This is a genomic window from Ruegeria sp. HKCCA5839 (assembly GCF_013035585.1).
Classification (GTDB): domain Bacteria; phylum Pseudomonadota; class Alphaproteobacteria; order Rhodobacterales; family Rhodobacteraceae; genus Ruegeria.
Map to the genome: position 1 here is coordinate 1089427 of NZ_WQIE01000001.1, position 19674 is coordinate 1109100.

Consider the following 19674-nt stretch of genomic DNA (forward strand, 5'->3'; position numbering starts at 1 on the left):
GAAAGGACACCCAATGAGCAAACCATCAATTGGATTTATTGGTCTGGGCCTGATGGGCGGCGCCATGGTCAGCCGCCTTTTGGACAAAGGCTATTCCGTCACCGTTCTGGGAAACCGTGACCGCACCCATCTGGATGCTGCGATTGCCAGGGGCGCGGCTGAGGCCGCAAATGCCTGCGAACTGGCCAAGGCCAGCGATATCGTCATGCTGTGCATGGGCACCTCGGATCAAGTTGAAGGCCGTATGCGCGGTGCGGATGGGGTGATCGCCGGATTGAAAGACGGTGCAATTATCATCGATTTCGGCACCTCGCTTCCAGGCAGCACGCGCACCCTTGCGGCTGAGGTTGCAGCCGCCGGAGGCAGCTATCTTGACGCTCCGCTTGGCCGCACCCCGGCGCATGCGCTGGAAGGCAAGCTGAACATCATGACCTCGGGCAACAAAGCGGCCTATGACAAGGCCGAACCGGTATTAAACGATCTGGGCGAAAACGTCTTTTACCTCGGGGAGGTCGGCTCGGGGCATACAATCAAACTGATCAACAACTTCTTTGGCATGACAGTGGCCAACGCTATGGCCGAAGCTTTGGCGATGGCGGATGTGGCGGGCGTTGACCGCAAACAGCTTCATGAGGTGATGGCTGCAGGCCCGCTGCATTCCGGTATGATGGATTTTGTCGCGGCCTACGGAGTCGAGGGCGACCCGAACCAACTGGCCTTTGCAATCAAGAACGCGGCGAAAGATCTCGGCTATTACGACCGCATGGCCAAAGAGGCCGGCGTTACAAGCGTGATGTCACAGGGCACGTTGTCTGCACTCAATGATGCGCGTGACAGCGGACAAGCAGACGATATGGTCAGTCAGATGGTGGACTATTATGTCAATCGCTTCAAAAGCTGAGTGATGCCTGTCACGGCCAGTTCAACAGCGGATCTTCCGCGCCTCGGCATTCTGATGATGCTGTTGGCATGGTTGGCCTTTTCAATCGTCGATCTGGGCGCCAAGTGGCTGGCCGTGGCCGGAATTCCTGCGTTTCAACTGGCCTTCATGCGCTATGCGGGCCACTTCGTGATCTCTCTGGGCGTTGTTGCAAAAGGTGGATTGGGGCTGCGCCGCTTTCAGACCGATCACCCGTGGCAGGTGATCAGCCGCGCGTTACTGTTGGTCTCAGCCACCGTCTTCAATTTTTACGTGCTTCAGTTTCTGTCGCTGGCAGTCGTTTCAGCGATCATGTTCTCAAGCCCGGTGATCGTGTGTTTTCTGACCGTTTTTGTGCTGAAAGAGAAAGTTGGGCCTTGGCGCATCGGCGCAATCATACTGGGGTTTCTGGGTGTTCTGATCATCCTGCGCCCGTTCGGCACTGTCTTTCATCCGGCGATGCTGTTGATCGTCTACAATGCCACAGCGCTGGCACTGTATTCCATCATGACGCGCAAGTTGTCAGGTGTCGTCGCCGTTGACACGATGCAGTTTTATCTGGGTTTGACTGGCACGGTTGTTCTGCTGCCCTTCGCCCTTTGGTTCTGGGTTCAACCTGATAATATCGGCGGAGTGCTTATTCTGATCGCTTTGGGCGTCTTCGGGTGGGTTGGCCACCAATTGCTGACCAATGCGCATCGGTTCGGCACAGCCAACCAGTTGATGCCGTTCACCTACTCCTACCTGATCTATATGGCGATTTGGGGGTATCTGGTCTTTGGCACTGTTCCGGACGCCCGCACCCTGACCGGTGCTGCCCTGATCATGAGCGCAGGGCTGATCATCTGGAAACGAGAAAAAGCCTAGCAGTTCGTCCACACCATGGGGCCAACTCATTTCTGCCGAATGGCAGGCGCAAGATCCTCGGCACCGATCAGTTTCAACAATGCAGGCACTGGATCCGTCAGTCTTGCGGCCGTCGCGATCTCATCTGCCAGTGGGTCGTTCAATGCCCTGCCCTGCGCCGTTTCCGAAAGACAAAACGCGATCCAAAACCGCAGCCCGTCCCGAACGGCTTCTGACCCCGTCTCACGCAGGGTCGGCAAGAACCGGTAGGGTAGTTTCTGACTGCCATCCATCGCGATCTGATCGAGGCGGTGTGCCAGCTCTGGATTTTCGAACCGGTGGATCAAAGCTTGCGCATAGGCCGGAACCTGTTCTTGAAGCTCAGCAGGCAGAGTGCTGCCTGCATCCGCCATCAACCGGGTCACCAGAGGGCGCAAGACCGGATCGGCCACCGCTTCATGCACATAGGTCAGGCCCCGCCCGAGTCCACCATAGGCCAAGAGCGAATGCGCACCGTTCAACATGCGCAGTTTGCGCTTTTCATGTGGTGCCACATCATCGGTCAGTTGCACACCCGGCCAATCCGGGCGCGCACCTGCAAAGCGGTCTTCGATGACCCATTCAGAGAACGCCTCGGTCGGAACGGCCATCGGGTCACCACTGATCGCGCGCACCGCGTCTGTCGTGGCCGGGGTGATACGGTCGACCATCGAATTGGGAAAACTCAGGATGTCCCAGTTCAAATCCAACCCGGCAGCCTGTGCAAAATCGTACACCGCTGATTTCAGGACCGCCCCATTCTCGAACCGGTTGTCGCAGCTCAGCACAGTTACCGGCGATTGTCTTTGCGCCAAACCATGACCCAGGAACCCGATCAGAGTCGAAACCGCCTGCCCTGACAGATCCGACTGAATCGCCGGGTCTTGCAGGTTCAGCTTGCCACTTGCATCCAGATGATACCCCTTTTCGGTCACCGTCGCCGAAATGATATCTGCGGTCTGGATCACCTCAAAAACCGCCGCGCGATCTTCGGGCACAACCAAGACATCGCTTATCACCTCGATGCGCTTTACACCCTGCCCTTGTACACACAAGTCATAGGCAAAGCCCTGCTTGGCCAGCCCGTCGCGAATCGTAGATGACCGCAAACTAACGCCGATCACATCCCATCCCCCGGCCTGCGCCGTATAGTCCAGCAGATGTGCGCGGGCGAAATTTCCAAGCCCGAAGTGAAGAATTCTGCCCATCAGTTTTGCAACCCATATACCTGACGCGCCAGATCCGTGGTCAGCAGCCCGGCCAGTCTTTCGGCGTCACTTTGCCCGAAATGGCCGCGCGCAATCTGCCGGGCCAAATGATCCGCAACCCCACGCCGCCACAGATCATGTCGCGCGGGGATCGACAGAAAGGCGCGCGTGTCATCGTTGAACCCTGCCAGATTAAAGTATCCCGCTGTCTCCACCACTTGATCGAAGTAACGCGCGATGCCTGCAGGGCTGTCGTGAAACCACCACGGAGGACCGATCCGCAGGCAAGGCCAGTGCCCGGCCATGGGGGCCAGCTCGCGGGCATAGGTGGCCTCATCCAAAGTGAACAGGATGATGCGCAAGTCGGGGATGTTCCCGACCCGGTTCAACAGCGCCTCCAACCCGTTCACCCAGTTCATTGCGATCGGAATATCCGCGCCCATGTCACGCCCGAAATCGCGCATCAAATCATGGTTCGTGTTGCGCTTGCTGCCCGCGTGGATTTGCATGGTCAGCCCATCCTCGACCGACATTTGCGCCATTTCAATCAGCATATGCCCGTAAAACCGGCGCGCGTCCTGGGTCGAGGCTTTTTGCGTCTTGAGCCGCTGATAGAGTTCATCGGGTTCATCCAGCCACTCGGTATGCACGCGCTCGATACCATGATCCGTTGCGGTGCACCCCATTTCGATGAAAAACGCACGCCGCTTGCGAAGGGCTTGCAGATATCCGTCGTAGCTCCCCAGATCACAATCTGTGAGCGTTTCAAGCGCCGCAAGGTTCTGCACAAAACCGGGGTCGGCGCCGTCCAGAACTCCATCTGGTCGAAAGGTTGGGATCACCCGCCCGCCCCATTCACTGCGGCGGATTTCGGCGTGGTGAGACAGGTCATCCAACGCGGAATCCGTGGTGGCCAGAACCTCAAGCCCGAACTGGTCAAACAATGCCCTTGGACGAAACGCAGGGCGGGCCAGTTGGTCGGAAATCTGGTCATAGATTGCGTCAGCAGACGCCTCGGACAACGCCTCGGAGATCCCCAACGTTTCACGCAGGACATAGCTGATCCAGACCCGCGACGGTGTTCCCAGAAACAGATTCCAATGCCGGGCAAAGGTACGAAACACATCGCGCGGATCGGTGTTACGCCCCTTTGGTCCCACCCCAAGCTCGTGCAGCGGGACACCTTGCGAATACAGCATTCGAAACACGTAGTGATCGGGCACAACCAGCAGCTCGGCCGGGTTTGGAAACGGTGCGTCAGAGGCAAACCACGCCGGGTCGCAATGGCCATGAGGCGAAACAATCGGCATATCCTTGATGCCGAGGTACAGGTTTTCCGCTACCTCCCCCAAATTACCTGTCAATTCAGCCTCCTAAACAGAAATTCTCACCTGCCAGCATAGTTTTTTTGGTTGCATCTTTCACCAACAAAACCCCACATTGAAACCAAGTTTTTGGGGGGCTCTATGAACATCGCATTGATCGGCTTGGGAATGGTCGCAGGCACGCATGTCGCTGCGATAAAAGCGTCCGATCAAGGCCTTTCTCTTGCGGGCGTTTTGGGGCGCAATCCCGAGCGCACCGCAGAGTTCGCCCGCCGGAATGGCACGCGGGCATTCGGCTCAGTTGAGGATATCGCAAACGACCCTGACATCGATTTCGCCATCGTCGCAACGCCCCCAGATCAGCGCAAAGGATTGGTCCGGGTTCTGTCCGCTGCCGGAAAACCAATTCTTATGGAAAAACCCGTTGAACGGACACTGAAGGCAGCAACAGAAATCGTTGAAACCTGCGAAGTATCAGGCGTTCTGCTGGGGATCGTGTTTCAACATCGCGCCCGCGCTGCCTCGCAAGCGTTGAAGCAGGTGCTGGAGACAGGCGCTTTGGGCACGATTGCCACGGTCGATATCCGTGTCCCGTGGTGGCGGGATCAAAGTTACTATGACGAACCGGGGCGCGGCACCTATGCTCGCGATGGTGGTGGGGTCATGATCTCGCAAGCCATACATACGCTGGATCTTGCGATGTGGCTGCTGGGGCCCATAACAAACCTCCAGGCAATAATGCGGACAACGCCCTTGCATGATCTTGAGGCCGAAGACTGGGCCGGTGCCCTGTTTGAGATGGAAAACGGAGCGGTCGGGACGTTGATGGCCACAACTGCTGACTTTCCCGGTGCCGCCGAAACCATCACCATTCAGGGCACACGCGCCAAGGCCCATCTGGGATCGGGCGTTCTCACGGTGACCTCTCTGGATGGCACCGAAACCAAAACCGGCGAAACCGCCTCAACCGGCGGGGGCGCCGACCCTATGGCGTTTACACATGCGTGGCATCAGTCGGTCATCGAGGATTTTGCCGCAGCCATACGCTCTGGCACACCGCCCATGGCCACCGGTCGCAGTGCCCTGCGCACCCATGAGGTGATCGATGCAATGCAATCCGCCAATCAAAGCGGCCAGATAACACGAGTTACCCAATGAGTTTGACCTGCGTCGCCATCGGACTGGACCACCGCCACATCTATGGCATGACCGAAAACATGCGCAAAGTGGGCGTCGATTGCGTCGGCTATTGGACAGAGGGCACGCCGGAAACGCTGCCGGGATATGTGAAGCGCTTTCCCGATATCCCGCGCCTCGACACTTTGGAGGACGCTCTGAACAGCGGTGCGGACCTTGCCTTGATCTCTGCGATTCCGGCGGATCGGGCCGGATTGACGGTGCAGGCCATGCAACACGGCATGGATGTCATGAGCGACAAACCGGGCTGCACCACGCTTGCCCAACTCGACCAGATCAAGACAGCGGTTGCCGACACGGGCCGGATCTGGTCAGTGAATTTTTCCGAACGATTTGAAACACCTGTCAGCACGCGTGCAAGTGAATTGGTGGCGGCCGGGGCCATTGGCAAGGTCGTTCAAACCATCGGCATGGGCCCTCATCGCCTGAACCGCGCGACCCGGCCCGAGTGGTTTTTTCAGCGCGAACGATATGGGGGCATTTTGGCGGATATCGCCTCGCATCAGATCGACCAGTTCCTGCATTACACCGGATCTGACAGCGCCCAGATCACGAATGCATTTGTCGCGAACTATGCCAATCCGGGCGATCCCGGCTTGCAGGATTTTGGTGAGGTCAGTCTGCGCAGTGATCAGGGCACCGGATACATCCGCGTGGATTGGTATACGCCGGATGCTCTGCCCAACTGGGGGGATGGGCGGCTGACGATATTGGGCACCGAAGGCTATGTCGAGCTGCGGAAATACGTCGATGTGGGCGGCGCTGAGGGTACCGACCATCTGATCCTGGTCAATGGTGACGTCTGCCAAAAGATCGACGCCTCGGATGCGGGCCTGCCCTATTTCGCGCGTCTCGCCGACGATATCCGCAACCGCACCGAAACGGCGATGAGCCAAACCCATTGCTTTACCGTCATGGAACTGGCCTTGCGGGCGCAGGAAATGGCGGAAGCCCGATGATCAACGTCGCCATCCTCGGCGCCGGGATCGGGACGCAGCATCTGGACGCCCTGGAACGGCTGAGCGACACGTTTCGGGTGAGTGCGGTGGTCGACAAAGACACAGCGCGCATTGAAGAGATCCGAGGAGTTTCAGGTTTTCGGGCCGTGTCCGACATTCAGGATGTCCTTGATGATCCGACCATCGACCTTATCGATATCTGCCTGCCACCCCATCTGCACGTCCCGATCACTCTGGCGGCGCTTGCTGCTGGCAAACACGTCGTCTGCGAGAAACCTCTGGCCACCTCGATGCGCGAGGTGCAGCAGATCATCGACGCCTCGGGAAAGGCGCGCAGGCACGTTTTCCCTGTGTTTCAATACCGTTGGGGGCCGTCCTTCGCGCAGCTGAGACACCTGCAAAGCACGGGTCTTACGGGTGCCGTTCAGACCGCCGCGCTTGAAACGCACTGGTCCCGGGGGGCCGACTATTATGCCGTACCATGGCGTGGAACATGGGCAGGCGAACGCGGCGGCGCGGTGCTGGGGCACGCGATCCACAACCATGATTTGCTGACCCATATCGCAGGCGAAGTTGCGTCGCTTTCGGCGATGACCACCACGCGCGTGAACCCGATCGAAACCGAGGACTGCGCCGCCATTTGCTTTCAGATGGCCTCTGGCGCATTGTGCACCAGCAACATCACCCTGGGGGCCGCCAAGGACGAGACCCGCTTGCGGATCGTTTTCGAACATCTGACAGCCACATCCGGCACCGAACCCTATGCGCCGGGGCAACCGCCCTGGAGCTTTGTCGCCCGGAACCCCGAAGATCAGGGCAAGATAGACGCAGCTTTAGCAAGCGCCCCGCCAGAACCTGTTGGCTTTGAAGGGTTTTTCACCGAGCTCGGCAAAGCCCTGCAATCCGAGCCAAACGCGGCGGTCAGCCTTGCCGACGGGGCAGCCTCAGTTGGTCTGGTCACGGCAATCTATCACGCCGCCCGAACGGGTCAGCGCTTGGACCTGCCCATCAAACCCGACCACCCACTGTACGAAGGATGGCAGCCATGAAACAATGCTGGCGCTGGTTCGGGCCTCAGGACCCCATAGCCCTGGCCGATCTGCGTCAAGTCGGGGTTGAAGGTATCGTTACGGCCCTTCATCACATCCCACCGGGTCAGGCCTGGGACGAAGGCTCAATCGCGGAACGGCAATCGCTGCTCTCCGCCGAGGGCTATGGTTGGGATGTCGTTGAAAGCTTGCCTGTGTCCGAGGCCATCAAGACGCAATCCGCTGATATGGCTGCGCATATCGACGCCTACAGATCCAGTCTCAGAGCTCTGGCCGCATGCGGGATCAAGGTGGTGTGCTACAACTTCATGCCGATCTTGGATTGGACACGGACGGCCCTGCGCGCACCACAGCCCCATGGTGGTGCGGCCATGTTGTTTGACCTGACCGATTTCGCGGTTTTCGACATCCATATTCTACAGCGCGCGGGCGCGGCCGAAGACTATTCGAATGCGGTACAAGCCACTGCCAAAACACGATTTTCGGCCATGTCGGACACGTCGAAAGCGCAGCTCCAACATAATATCACCGCCGGGCTGCCCGGCGCCAATGATCAATGGAGCGTCGAGGACGTCCGCGCATTGCTGAGCACCTATTCCCACATAGATGCCAACCGGTTGCGCGCCAACCTGATCGATTTCCTGTCTGAGGTCGCACCCCTTGCGCAAGAGCTTGGCCTCCGCCTGTGCTGTCACCCTGACGACCCGCCCTTCTCCCTGCTCGGTCTGCCGCGCGTCATGTCAAGCAGCGACGACTATGCCGCGGTGCTTGAGGCGGTTGACCTGCCTGCGAACGGCGCGACGCTGTGCACCGGATCGCTTGGGGTTGCAGCCGATTTCGACGGCCCGGAATTTGTGCGCAGGCATGGCAACCGCATCCACTTTGTGCATCTGCGCAATACCAAACGCATTGAAGGGGCAGACAGGCAGAAACCCGATTTCTTCGAAGCCGCGCATCTTGAAGGCGATACCGATATGGTCGGTACCATCCGCGCGCTGATGGCCGAGCAGAACCGCCGAAAGGCCCAGGGACGTGACGACTGGCAAATCCCTATGCGCCCGGATCATGGGCAAGAACTGCTGGGAGATCTGGGGGGGCATAGCACGCCGGGTTACCCGCTCATTGGCCGGATGCGCGGGCTGGCCGAGCTGCGCGGTGTGATGGCGGCTTTTGCTTGACGACAGCAAGAGCACATCAGCAGCTGTCAGACGAATTCGAACCGGTCTCGACCGAGTCAGAATAGTTGCCCGTTAGGCAGCGCCAAGTTCGCGCCAATCGGTGCGAACGGCGCTGCCGAAGAACAGATTATGGCTTTAGGCACAGCATGTTGCAGCAGCCTTGGTCGAACCGCAACAACCCGAGGTCGCCGACGGCACCAAAGCGCTACGTTGCGCTGGCTTACATAGCGCTCGTGCGTCATGAAGTTGGATTACGACGGCGTTTCCATAAGGTTCTGGGGCATCGATCGTCTTGAGATTCAAACCGATATTGTCGGGGGAAAACTCAACCTGCAAAGAGGCATGAGAGAGTTCAGGAATGCTCTTAAGGCTTTTCGAAACGATGGTGCTGAATTTCCCAACACTCATATGGCTGTCACCGGCCCCATCCAGAAGCTGAAGCCGAGCTTCGTCCCAAGTTTCAATGTTGCCGCCACAGTCGATCCCTTTTGACGAGGAATGGCGAAGCTCGGTTACGTGATAGCCTGCCCCTATTTCGCGACCGTCGGACATGAAAACGAGTTTGGCGTCGGGGTCGCAGGATTTCAGAGCAGACAGCAAGGTAGAGAAGTTCATTTCAGAGCCTTTCATTTCAATGATTCTTGAAGTATATTGCACCTTGAGCGCTATCATTTCAAGAGGCTTTGAAATATGGATGAGAATACGGCGGCAACGATGTTTCAGGCGTTGTCCAACGCAGATCGGCTGAAGGTTATCAAAGCTCTGGTGATCGCGGGTCCTGGCGGGATGAGTGCCGGGGAAATCGCAGAAAATGTCGGGGCAAGCCCGTCGCGTGCATCCTTTCACCTATCGGCACTGGCCGAAGCGGGATTTGTGCAAAGCGAAAGGCAAAGCCGAAGCATCCGTTACTTTGTTGACTTCGAAGCCATCGGGTCGCTGCTGTCATTCCTGATGAACGACTGTTGTGGCGGCAATGCTCAGCTGAAATCCTGTTGTCGGTGACGGTATGGACCTGAATTGCAGCAGTAAAGGACGAAGCCATCATGCTTTGAGGCAAAGATTCCGCCCAATTCACTTTGACCACAAGAACCGGATATTTCCGAGCTGAAGGACCGTGTTTTTTGCTCGCACATGAACAATGTGGAGCAAAAAGAAATGCAACTCAAAGACAAGACCGTAATCATCGCCGGAGCCAGCAGCGGTATCGGCGCGGCCGCCGCCCTTTTGTTTGCCAAGGAAGGGGCAAACCTCGTGCTGGGTGCGCGGCGCGAAAAAGAGCTGATGTCGATAATGGGTCAGATCAATCAAAGCGGAGGGCGCGCAATTTGCCTTGCCGGTGATGTCGGCGACGAAAGCTACGCAAAAATACTGGTCGAAATGGCCGAGAACACTTATGGCGATCTCCACGCGGCTTTGAATAATGCTGGAGCTATGGGAGACGCTGTGCCCATCCCCGACATGAGTTCGGGCAACTGGGATGCGGTTTTGAAAACCAACCTCACCAGCGCCTTCTACGCCGCCAAACACCAGATCCCGGCCATGAAGCGCAGCGGAGGTGGGTCGATCATCTTTACCTCAAGCTTTGTAGGTCACACAGCGGCCTTTCCCGGTATGGGGGCCTATGCAGCCAGCAAATCCGGGCTGATCGGTCTGGCACAGGTCTTGGCGACGGAACATGGATCCGAAGGCATTCGGGCCAATACGCTCCTGCCCGGGGGTACCAAAACCGCGATGGCGGGTGACTGGGACACGAACGAAGAGCTTAAGGGCTTTTACGAGTCAATCCACGCGCTCAAACGCATGGCCGAACCCGATGAGATTGCCAAAGCCGCGTTATTCCTGGCTTCGGACGACTCGAGCTTTGTTACCGGCAGCGCGATGATCGTGGATGGCGGCAATTCGATCAACAAAGTCTGAGTGAGCTTAATGCGCAAGAAACGGGCTGCTTGGCGGTCCGTTTCACCGCATCTCTGAAAGAACAAAAAGGAGATGGACAATGCTCGCGGATTTGTTTGCCGAATTGAGTGACGCACAACAGCTTCCAGCGGGGGCGTCGTTTTTGCCCGGTTTTGCGCTCCCCTGTGTTGGGGAATTGGCCCGCGCCTTGGAACAAATCACCCAACAGGCACCCTTTCGTAAAATGATCACGCCGGGCGGCCATCAAATGTCCGTTGCGATGACCAACTGCGGTGACTTCGGCTGGATCAGCAGCCGGAACGGTTATGAATACCTTGGCCAAGATCCGGTAACGGGACATCCTTGGCCATCTATTCCGGACGTTTTCATGGCGCTGGCGCTCGATGCGGCGGCGAAAGCGGGTTATCCGTTCTTTGCACCAGACGCCTGTCTGATCAACCGCTACGAGCCGGGCTCGCGGCTTTCCTTGCATCAGGACAAGAACGAGCACGACTTTTCACACCCCATCGTATCGGTGTCGCTGGGTCTTCCTGCAACATTCGAATTTGGAGGGAAGAAACGTCGAGATCCCGTGCGATTGATCTCGGTCCAGCATGGCGACGTGCTGGTTTGGGGCGGGCCATCACGGTTGTTCTACCACGGGGTGCGGACACTTCGCGCAGGTGTGCATCCCGATCTGGGTGCACAACGCATCAACCTTACATTCCGCCGCTCACATTGATCGCAAAAATCGGAGTTTCTGAGCCGAGTGTTCCGGCGACCATTCAACGACGCTTTTTCAAGGAGGATATCATGCAGAATACAGAACAAATGTGGGACGATGTCCTGAACCGGGTGTCCAATCCCATACCTCATTTCTACTACGCGGTTTCGTCGACTGGAATCTATTGCCGTACAGATTGCCCGTCCCGGCGGCCCAAACGCAAAAACGTTCAATTTTTCGAAACAGGGCAAGACGCAGAAGAACACGGGTTTCGTGCTTGCCAGCGATGCAAACCCGATCACCATAGCCTCGAAGACAAATGGGTCGGTTTGATCGCACAAGCCTGCCGCGTGATCGAAGAGGCAGAAGAAGAGCCAAGCCTGTCGGAGCTGGCCAATCGCTTTCACGTCAGCCCGTTTCACTTTCAGCGCAAGTTCAAAGCGACCTTGGGGGTGACGCCAAAAGCCTACGCCAAGGCCCATCGCATCGAAAACTTCCGCGCGAACCTGGCGCGCAACGAGGGCTCTATCACAAGTGCGATCTATGACGCGGGCTACAATTCCAGCAGCCGAGTCTATGAGACCGCAACCAAAACGCTGGGTATGACACCAACCCGCTTTCGAAACGGTGGCAAAGATGTCCGGATCCTGTTTGCCATAGGAGAAAGCTCTCTCGGTTCGGTTCTCGTTGCCAGCACGGAAAAAGGCGTCTGTGCACTATTGTTCGGCGACACGCCAGAGCAGGTTCTGGAAGACCTGCAGTCGCGCTTCCCGAATGCCGATCTGATTGGGGATGATCAGAACTATCAACAGGTCATCGGCCATGTGATCCGCTTTGTCGATGATCCGTCGCGCGGCTTTGATCTGCCTCTCGATATTCGCGGAACCGCATTTCAGCAAAGGGTGTGGGAGGCGCTGCGCGACATTCCCGCTGGCACCACTGCAAGCTATCGTGACATTGCCGCAAAGATCGGGGCGCCCAATTCCTTTCGCGCAGTGGCCCAAGCGTGCGGGGCGAATAACATCGCTGTCGCTGTGCCTTGTCACCGGGTTGTGCATACAGATGGCGGCCTGTCGGGATACCGCTGGGGCATCGCGCGCAAACGTTCTCTGTTGAAACGGGAAGCAGTGGCATGAAGATATCTTCTACAGCCAATGAAGTGGCGGCGGATCTGAACGCATATGGCTGTGCAAAGCTACCGGGTTTGCTCGCACCGGGCGAATGCGCTGATCTGGCCGCGCTTTATGCCTCAGAAACTCCGTTTCGCAGCCATATCCAAATGGCACGCCACGGGTTCGGTAAAGGAGAGTACAAGTATTTCACCTACCCTTTGCCGCAAATGGTCCAGGATTTGCGCGCGCAGCTATATCCCCTACTGGTTCCCGTGGCCAATGCGTGGAACGCGCGGATGGGGTTCGAAGCCCGGTTCCCCGAAAACCATGATGAATATCTCGAACAATGCCACGAGGCCGGGCAAGTCCGCCCGACGCCATTGTTGCTGCAATACGTCCCCGGTGACTTCAATTGTCTGCACCAGGATGTCTATGGCGCGTTGGTATTTCCGCTTCAGGTTGCCGTGTTGCTGTCGCGGCCCGGTTTGGACTTCGATGGAGGTGAGTTTGTCTTGACCGAACAGCGCCCTCGCATGCAAAGCCGTGCCGAGGTCGTGCCCCTACAACAAGGGGATGCAGTCGTTTTTGCAGTGCGAGATCGACCGGTTTCGGGTGCCAAGAGAGATTATCGTGTAAAAATGCGCCACGGTGTCAGCCGCATCAAAAGCGGAACGCGCCACACTCTTGGGATTATCTTTCACGACGCGCAATAGTCAGGAACTGGACCGCCGGTTTCAAAACCCTTGCCGGAACTCGAGTATGCTTTGGCATCCGCTAAAAACATTGCCATCTGGGTGGTAGCACCATTCGAAGGGGCTCAAGGCAGACCTTGCGCACGGATGCACGCCTTGCATCCCGCATTCCGGATTTTCGATATTCGAGGCAGTTGCACGTTTCGGGTCCCATCATCAAAACTGATAAAATTCGAGTGTGCGAGTACACGCTGCCGCTTAGCTGCGTTTCGCGCCTGTCCGAAAAACAGATCGGGTTTCATGCCCCTCCGCGAAAAAGAGAAAACCCCCAGGGTGTAAACTTGAACGGGATGTGGAAATGCTCGGAGATTCTGTCGATCCCGAAACGAAAAACCGCATCTTCGACGAAGGCAGGCTCGGGCAACACGATACCATTCGTTCGATAATACGCTCCGACACCGAATGTGATCTCGTATAGGCCTCGGGTCACTCCGACCCCGTCGGAAACCGGATGCGAAAAATGGCCGCTTTCTGCACATTGTCCACGCGCAATCTCTGTCTTGTCAGGATCGCAGCGGATAAGCAGAACGGAAAGGTTGGCCGCAGGCACCCCGTGCGCCACATCTACAGCATGGATTGATATCCCACCGGGCTTGATAGCATTTTCGGTCATGCGGCAAACTCGAATTCAGGGCCGTCATAGCTTGTCGCGACGGGAACGGTACCTTCGGCGATTTTCCTTGCAAGCGCCGCGATTTCCCACCGGACGGGCTGCGGTACATCCTGTCCCATCGGCAGGGAAACCGCTTCTTCACGGATCCCGAGGTGCACGATCTCGTTCGGGCGGAACCCGCTTTGCATATCGGAAATGGCGCGCATCACACCCAGGTCAATCCTGGCCATGGCCGAGGCCACGAACACTTCGGGGTCGGCTCGGCACCAATCTGCGGCGTTTCCGATCTGATGCATCCCGGTCATGCGGCACGCTCGGGTTGCACCATCCCGCGCCGCGTTGAGCATTGTGAAGATTATGTCGGCCCCCTCGCCTGCAATGGCAGCTGTCCACGCCTCAGTCACCGCGCTGTCATCCTGTGTGCCACAAAAACCGCTTACAAGCCGGACGTTTTTGTCGGCAAAGCGAACACCTGCCGCAAACGCAGCGCGCCCCTTCAGGCCAGGCACGACGCGGTGCCCGGACAAATGGCCAACGGTTCCTGTCCGCGTCATGCCTGCGGCGAATACCCCGGCGAGGAAGGCGGATTGCTCTTGCAGCACGTCATAACTGGCAATGTTCAACCCTGCGACATTACCCTGCACGATCGCGAAGGCGCGTTCGGGAAAGGTATCCGCGACGTTTGGTGTGACCCGATTGCCCTGCCCACCGACGAAAATAACACCGTCCGAGTGCTCGGCCGCATCGCGCAGCGCCTGAGCCATAGCGGCAGCATCATATGGGATACCGCTCTTCGTCCGCAATCCATCAGCGTTTCGGTTGATGCGCGTCGCCCCTTGTCCCGCGCCGCTCGGCTCGTTGGAGAAGCACTCTCGGAAAAGCTTCTCGAGAAACTGGGCAAGTCTTGAGCATCATTGAAAACTGTTCATCTTCTGAGGCTTATGATCAGTTTCCAAACAAACCACGAGAGAGTTAGCCTCATCTTATTGTTCGATTCCGTGGCGCGTTGGCTGTAACGCAAGCGGCGTTGCGAATGCCTTTCTCCAGTCCATACCCACGCCAGCAAAATGGCTTTGTCGCGTCCGAAATAGACGCCGACACGGAAGGACATTGAAACCAAAAAAACGCTTGCGAAATCAGAGTTCTACATTTCGAAGTTGATGCGTATCACTGCCCTGATGTCTGGTCAAATCAAGGAACGCGCAAACATCGCTGCCTGACAGAGCAAAGGATGAAGCCTTGTGATTGGCAAAACAAAACCAACCCGGTTCGCCGAGCAACTAACTTCGGAACAGTCAGTCTTGGAGCTTGAAAGCCTCGATCTCATGGGACAATCCGCGAATGGAATGATAGCCGGCTGACTGCATTTTTCGTGTCATCCGCTCTGCAACGCTCTGTGTTACCAGTATCTTTTCGTCGAGTTTCTTACACAGGTCCTGAATACGACTTGCCACGTTCACAGCTTGACCGACGACGGTGAAGTCCAAGCGATCAGGGCTGCCGATGTTGCCAAAGGTAACTCGGCCGAAATCGATGCCGATTACAAATTCTATTGCCTCGGTTCCCTTGTCTGCGGCGGTTTCATTGTAATCGCTTAGGTTGGCCAGAGCTTGTTCTGCCGCCTGCACCGCAGATCTGCATGAGGCTTCCGCGTTATCATCGACATTGAAAACAGCAAGTATGCCGTCTCCCATGAATTTGAGAACGTCACCCCCGTTATTCTGGATGGGTGTTACCACCATCTCAAAGTACTCTCCCATCATGCTAAGCAAGTCGTCTTCGGACCAGGAAGAGGCTTTCTCAGTAAAGCCACGCAAATCTGCAAATAGGATAGCGGCGGAAACTGTTCTGTGCTCTCCGCGCTTGATATGCCCCTGGCCGACTTCTTCGGCAGGACCGTGGCCCAGATAGGTTTGAAGAAGGCTCTTTTGCGAATGACGCATCGCAATGGGTTCCAAAGCAGCAGCAAGTGCGTATCGCGTGTTTTCAATGAATCCGATGTGCTCATCCGAAAACCCTGCATCCGCATTCGAGGTGAAACTGGTGCCCTGAACCGACCCGTTGCCGTGTTCCAGCGGGATGGCCAGAAAATCGGTGGCACCGGTTTCGACCAGCTCGGTGTAGATGGGATGTTCTGTCCGAAGGTCCAGATCAATCAAACGTTTGCGCAACGGTCGCCGCTGCGTGACCACATATTCGAAAGGGCTGCCGTGCCAGGCACCGGTCGACAAAACCGTGGTCGGCACCGTGTATCGGCGGGTTTCTTCTGGGGTCCATATGATCCCCCATGCGCTGAGCAAAGGGTTGGAGTAGTTCTGAGCGATCCGTGCGCGGGCCAAGGGCACGCCCAGAGCGGTCAATCCTTCGCAATAGCCTTTGACAATCAGCCTCTCGTCGCCCAGCAGGCGACCATCGGAAATCAACCAGTGGTTCAGGTGATCAGTCTCGGTCACTGTAGTCTCACATTCTTGATCCGCGACGATACTTTAACTGCCATTGGCGTTCGACCAGCCACGTTGGATATCGACCACCTAAAACGCCAGCAAGGTGTTTGACCCGGTATCTGTTGGCACCAGTATCCAATGTTGTCTGCACAGCCAAGACCTGCAAATCTGTCTATGTTGCCAGCCGGAGCCGCTCATTGCCCCTAAGATATGCTGATATCTATCCTTCGGAACCGTTGCTGAACAGTGATGCGATGCAGCGCCCTTCAGCGGCGGGCCTGATGTCGGTGCGGTATTTTCGGGCCGAACCTGACCGGATGCCGGAAGAGGTGTTTACGGAACATCATGTTCTTCTGAACCTGCAGGAAAAGGGACATCGCGTTCAGAATTGGCGGGATGGGACACTGCGGGATTTCACCTTTTGCAAGGACGAGGTCATCGTGACCCCGGCAGGCATGCGGTCCGGTTGGCGCTGGTACGGGCGATCCGACGTGATCGTGATTACATTGCATCCGGACAAAGTCCGACACTTCGCGCAGTCTGAACTTGGCATGCTCCTAGCTCCGGAGCAGTTTCACGATCAGCCGCAGTTTTCCGATCCCGACTTATGTGCCGCAGGCGTTATCCTTCGCGATGCGCTGGCAACGGACGATATGTCCTCAGCGGTGATGTTCGAAGCCATGAGCCGGGTGTTTTTGGTCAAACTTCTGCAGAAATACGGCAAACGCCGAGCTGAAGAGGTTGAGCTGTCTGCGCGCTTTACGGCTCAGCACTATCAACGGGTGCTAGCCTATGTTCAGAACCATTTGGATCAAACTGTCACTGTCGATCAACTGGCCTCTGAGGCGGGCATGAGCCCCTCGCATTTTGCGCGCGTTTTCAAAGAGACGCTGGGCTCGACCCCCATGCAATATGTTATGGCTTACCGGGTCGAACAGGCGATGAAGATGATGGATGATCCCGCCCGCCCACTGGGCGATATCGCCCTGGCATGCGGATTTTCGGACCAGGCGCATTTCACGCGCAGTTTCAAACAGGTGGTGGGCCAGACCCCGCGCGCATTCCGCGCTGCAAAAGCTGGGTAAAGCAGGATCTTTCAAAAACGCAGCAGTCCGGTGCAAGTATCCCTGCCGCCGACAGCGTATCTCAGATGTCATCGGGCTCGTGCCCATCCAGACAGAACTTTGGGAGATACCGCTATGAACACCCTCGCCCTGAACACCGCCGCAGCGTTGATGGCCTCCACAGCTGCTGTTGCGCAGGTTGAAACCCGCACCGTAACCTTCGAAAACAAAGGCGCCACGTTGTCCGGCACGTTGTACTTGCCCGAAGAGCGCGGATCAGAACCGCTGCCCACGGTTGTTGTGACAGGCGCCTGGACATCGGTTCAGGAACAGATGCCCGCCAACTACGCGCGCGAGATGGCCGAACGCGGCTTTGCCGCCTTCACCTTTGATTTCCGCGGCTGGGGCAAATCAGGCGATTTGCCAAACAAAGTGCGATTTGTTGAAAGCCCCGAAGCAAAGACATCTGACATCAAAGCGGCAATCGCATTTATTGCGACCCTGCCCGAAGTGGACGCTGATCACATCAACGGTCTGGGGATTTGCGCCTCGGCCGGGTACATGGTCGATGCAGTTTCCGGCAACCCGTTAGTCCAGCGGTTGGGTCTGATTGCGCCCTGGCTGCAGAATCAAGAGATCGTCGAGGCCGTCTATGGCGGCGCAGAAGGTGTCGCCGGGTTGATCGAGGTGTCCCACGCGGCCGAAGCCGCAGGGGGTCAGATCATCCCTGCCGCAGGTCCCGAAGGTGCCGAAGGTGTGCTGATGCCGATCGGTGGATATTACTATGAGGCCGACCGTGGGGCGATCCCGGAATATGATGACAAGTGGAACAATGCGGGCTGGGAGGGTTGGCTGACCTATCACCCTGCCGACAATCCGCAGCGTTTGGACAAACCGCTTGCTATCGTGCACTCGGAAAGCGCGGCGATCCCGCAAGGCGTTCAGACCTTCCTTGCTGGCTTCGCAGGCGAGGCGACAGCGCAATGGCTGGAAGACGTCACGCAGTTCGATTTCTACGACAACCCCGAGGATGTCGCTCGCGCAGCAGATACCATCGCCGACCACTTCCGCGTCGGCTTGAATAACTAAGCCCCATTTGGACGCCGAATGATCATTCGGCGTCCCCCCTGACATATTCGGAGCAACCTCATGCGCAAAGAGCTTACTTCCACACTTGCTGCTGTATCCGTGATCGGAACCGCTGCCTTCGCTGAACAACCCGCAAGTATTTCGACTGCGATCACCGATATCGCAGCAGGCGCAGACCGCCACGACTGGACCCGAGTGCGCGGTGCGTTTGCCGATACTGTCACGACGGATTACACCAGCCTATGGGGCGGTGACCCGGTCAAGCAGCCCGCTGACGAGCTTGTGGCGGGATGGTCTGCTTTTCTGCCCGGGTTCGACTCGAACCATCATATGGTAACCAATCATACGGTCACATCATTGTCCGATTCATCGGCCAGAGCGCAGGCTGATTTCACGGCAACCCATCGTCTTGACGATGGATTGTGGGTGCTGGGTGGTCGTTATGACTATGAGCTTGTGAAATCAGATGACCGCTGGCGCGTCACGTCGATGACCATGACCACACTTTGGGAGACTGGAGATCGTAGTCTGGTCGCTCTTGCTGGCCAGCGCGCCACCGAGGCGAATTAAAGGAAGGAGCATCACCGGTCAGCGCATCGCACTCGTGACCGAAGCCAACCGCGGAATTGGAAAAGAGGTTTCACACCAATTGGCCCAAGACCACGGATCAACGGTACTGATGTGCGCGCGATCTGGCAAAGGGGCGGGAAGCGGCTGATGAGATAGGATATGGCGTCCAAGCCGCGCAATTGGATGTTTCCGAACCCGGCTCCGTTGCGGTGGCTTTCGAGAAGATTGAAACCGCCTTGGCCAGGTCGATATTCTGGTGATCGACCGCGCCAAAGAAAGTGTCGCCAGCTATTCGCCTTCACCAAGTCCTTATCAACATGCCGCTTCCATTTCGAAGAGGTGCTTACTTATTGCAACCGCTGCCTTCTGACTCCGAAATACACATCGAGCCGAACCTGTTCGACCGATACCAGACTGCTTCGTAGCTGGCATCGAAACCGCATTCATGGAACTGATCTGCCATGTTCCGAAATGAAAGCGGAAACCGGGTATAGCGCATCGCCGTCAGGCAGATGATCTCAGGGCTGGTATTGATCCATTCAAATGAGGTGGGTCTTGCCATTGGCAAACGCCACGTCACCGCCTGCCCCGCTTGAGCGAAGACCTTCCGACAAGACCTCTTGGATCGAGCCAGGCGCAGCCTCTTGTTCTTGATCTGCATCCTAAGCTACGCTTCGACAATCACGGAAC

The 19674-nt window shown here is 57.1% G+C and carries 20 protein-coding genes; 14 read left to right on the forward strand and 6 right to left on the reverse strand.

Annotated elements, in window-relative coordinates; translation table 11 throughout:
- Positions 1-13 precede the first annotated feature (13 nt).
- Together GOV38_RS05365 and GOV38_RS05370 are read left to right on the forward strand one after the other, a co-directional pair.
- A complete protein-coding gene (locus GOV38_RS05365; protein WP_171207881.1) occupies positions 14-901 on the forward strand; it encodes an NAD(P)-dependent oxidoreductase in 888 nt (295 codons plus the stop codon).
- Positions 902-904: 3 nt separating this feature from the next.
- Positions 905-1786 carry a DMT family transporter gene (locus GOV38_RS05370; protein ID WP_171128558.1) on the forward strand — a complete coding sequence of 294 codons (882 nt, stop codon included), beginning with the start codon at positions 905-907 and terminating at the stop codon, positions 1784-1786.
- A gap of 26 nt (positions 1787-1812) precedes the next feature.
- Here GOV38_RS05370 and GOV38_RS05375 read toward each other — a convergent pair whose 3' ends face one another.
- Together GOV38_RS05375 and uxaC are read right to left on the reverse strand one after the other, a co-directional pair.
- Positions 1813-3012, reverse strand: a complete 1200-nt coding sequence (locus GOV38_RS05375; RefSeq protein ID WP_171207882.1) for a mannitol dehydrogenase family protein — start codon at positions 3010-3012, stop codon at positions 1813-1815.
- Positions 3012-4376, reverse strand: a complete 1365-nt coding sequence (gene uxaC / locus GOV38_RS05380) for a glucuronate isomerase (protein WP_254430436.1) — start codon at positions 4374-4376, stop codon at positions 3012-3014. Before uxaC ends, GOV38_RS05375 begins: the two co-directional genes overlap by 1 nt.
- Before the next feature lie 102 nt (positions 4377-4478).
- Here uxaC and GOV38_RS05385 point away from each other — a divergent pair, with 102 nt between their 5' ends.
- Genes GOV38_RS05385 through uxuA form a run of 4 tightly spaced genes read left to right on the forward strand, consistent with a single transcriptional unit; the run spans position 4479 to position 8720 of the window.
- Entirely contained in the window at positions 4479-5495 is a 1017-nt protein-coding gene (locus tag GOV38_RS05385) for a Gfo/Idh/MocA family protein (RefSeq protein WP_171207883.1), read from the forward strand.
- Positions 5492-6493, forward strand: coding sequence for a Gfo/Idh/MocA family protein (locus GOV38_RS05390; protein ID WP_171207884.1), 1002 nt, complete (start codon positions 5492-5494; stop codon positions 6491-6493). The genes GOV38_RS05385 and GOV38_RS05390 overlap by 4 nt, the downstream gene beginning before the upstream one ends.
- Positions 6490-7542 carry a Gfo/Idh/MocA family protein gene (locus tag GOV38_RS05395; RefSeq protein ID WP_171207885.1) on the forward strand — a complete coding sequence of 351 codons (1053 nt, stop codon included), beginning with the start codon at positions 6490-6492 and terminating at the stop codon, positions 7540-7542. Before GOV38_RS05390 ends, GOV38_RS05395 begins: the two co-directional genes overlap by 4 nt.
- The gene (gene uxuA, locus GOV38_RS05400) at positions 7539-8720 is read left to right on the forward strand and encodes a mannonate dehydratase (protein ID WP_171207886.1); all 1182 of its coding nucleotides are present in this window, start codon (positions 7539-7541) and stop codon (positions 8718-8720) included. The genes GOV38_RS05395 and uxuA overlap by 4 nt, the downstream gene beginning before the upstream one ends.
- 135 nt (positions 8721-8855) lie before the next feature.
- Here the strand turns inward: uxuA and GOV38_RS05405 are convergent, their stop codons facing one another.
- Positions 8856-9350, reverse strand: a complete 495-nt coding sequence (locus GOV38_RS05405; protein ID WP_171207887.1) for a DUF6428 family protein — start codon at positions 9348-9350, stop codon at positions 8856-8858.
- A gap of 60 nt (positions 9351-9410) precedes the next feature.
- Between GOV38_RS05405 and GOV38_RS05410 the strand changes: the two genes are divergently transcribed.
- The 5 genes from GOV38_RS05410 to GOV38_RS05430 all read left to right on the forward strand — a co-directional run bounded on the left by GOV38_RS05410 (position 9411) and on the right by GOV38_RS05430 (position 13165).
- Positions 9411-9722, forward strand: a complete 312-nt coding sequence (locus GOV38_RS05410; RefSeq protein ID WP_171207888.1) for a helix-turn-helix transcriptional regulator — start codon at positions 9411-9413, stop codon at positions 9720-9722.
- 153 nt (positions 9723-9875) lie between these two features.
- A complete protein-coding gene (locus GOV38_RS05415; RefSeq protein WP_171207889.1) occupies positions 9876-10637 on the forward strand; it encodes an SDR family oxidoreductase in 762 nt (253 codons plus the stop codon).
- Positions 10638-10716: 79 nt separating this feature from the next.
- Complete coding sequence (gene alkB / locus GOV38_RS05420) at positions 10717-11358, forward strand: DNA oxidative demethylase AlkB (RefSeq protein ID WP_171207890.1); 642 nt, start codon at positions 10717-10719, stop codon at positions 11356-11358.
- Between the two features lie 71 nt (positions 11359-11429).
- Complete coding sequence (gene ada / locus GOV38_RS05425; protein ID WP_171207891.1) at positions 11430-12476, forward strand: bifunctional DNA-binding transcriptional regulator/O6-methylguanine-DNA methyltransferase Ada; 1047 nt, start codon at positions 11430-11432, stop codon at positions 12474-12476.
- Positions 12473-13165, forward strand: a complete 693-nt coding sequence (locus tag GOV38_RS05430) for a 2OG-Fe(II) oxygenase (RefSeq protein ID WP_171207892.1) — start codon at positions 12473-12475, stop codon at positions 13163-13165. Before ada ends, GOV38_RS05430 begins: the two co-directional genes overlap by 4 nt.
- 277 nt (positions 13166-13442) lie before the next feature.
- Here the strand turns inward: GOV38_RS05430 and GOV38_RS05435 are convergent, their stop codons facing one another.
- The 3 genes from GOV38_RS05435 to GOV38_RS22520 all read right to left on the reverse strand — a co-directional run bounded on the left by GOV38_RS05435 (position 13443) and on the right by GOV38_RS22520 (position 16270).
- On the reverse strand, positions 13443-13817 hold the full coding sequence (locus tag GOV38_RS05435) for a hydroxyisourate hydrolase (protein WP_171207893.1): 375 nt from the start codon (positions 13815-13817) through the stop codon (positions 13443-13445).
- Positions 13814-14581, reverse strand: coding sequence for a BMP family ABC transporter substrate-binding protein (locus GOV38_RS05440; protein WP_171207894.1), 768 nt, complete (start codon positions 14579-14581; stop codon positions 13814-13816). Before GOV38_RS05440 ends, GOV38_RS05435 begins: the two co-directional genes overlap by 4 nt.
- A 531-nt stretch (positions 14582-15112) precedes the next feature.
- On the reverse strand, positions 15113-16270 hold the full coding sequence (locus GOV38_RS22520) for an adenylate/guanylate cyclase domain-containing protein (protein WP_171207895.1): 1158 nt from the start codon (positions 16268-16270) through the stop codon (positions 15113-15115).
- A gap of 188 nt (positions 16271-16458) precedes the next feature.
- Between GOV38_RS22520 and GOV38_RS05450 the strand changes: the two genes are divergently transcribed.
- The 3 genes from GOV38_RS05450 (at position 16459) to GOV38_RS05460 (ending at position 18984) form a co-directional block, all read left to right on the forward strand.
- Positions 16459-17346 carry an AraC family transcriptional regulator gene (locus GOV38_RS05450; RefSeq protein ID WP_171207896.1) on the forward strand — a complete coding sequence of 296 codons (888 nt, stop codon included), beginning with the start codon at positions 16459-16461 and terminating at the stop codon, positions 17344-17346.
- Between the two features lie 114 nt (positions 17347-17460).
- Positions 17461-18414, forward strand: coding sequence for an alpha/beta hydrolase (locus GOV38_RS05455; protein ID WP_171207897.1), 954 nt, complete (start codon positions 17461-17463; stop codon positions 18412-18414).
- A gap of 60 nt (positions 18415-18474) precedes the next feature.
- Positions 18475-18984, forward strand: coding sequence for a nuclear transport factor 2 family protein (locus GOV38_RS05460; RefSeq protein WP_171207898.1), 510 nt, complete (start codon positions 18475-18477; stop codon positions 18982-18984).
- The last annotated feature ends 690 nt before the right edge of the window (positions 18985-19674 follow it).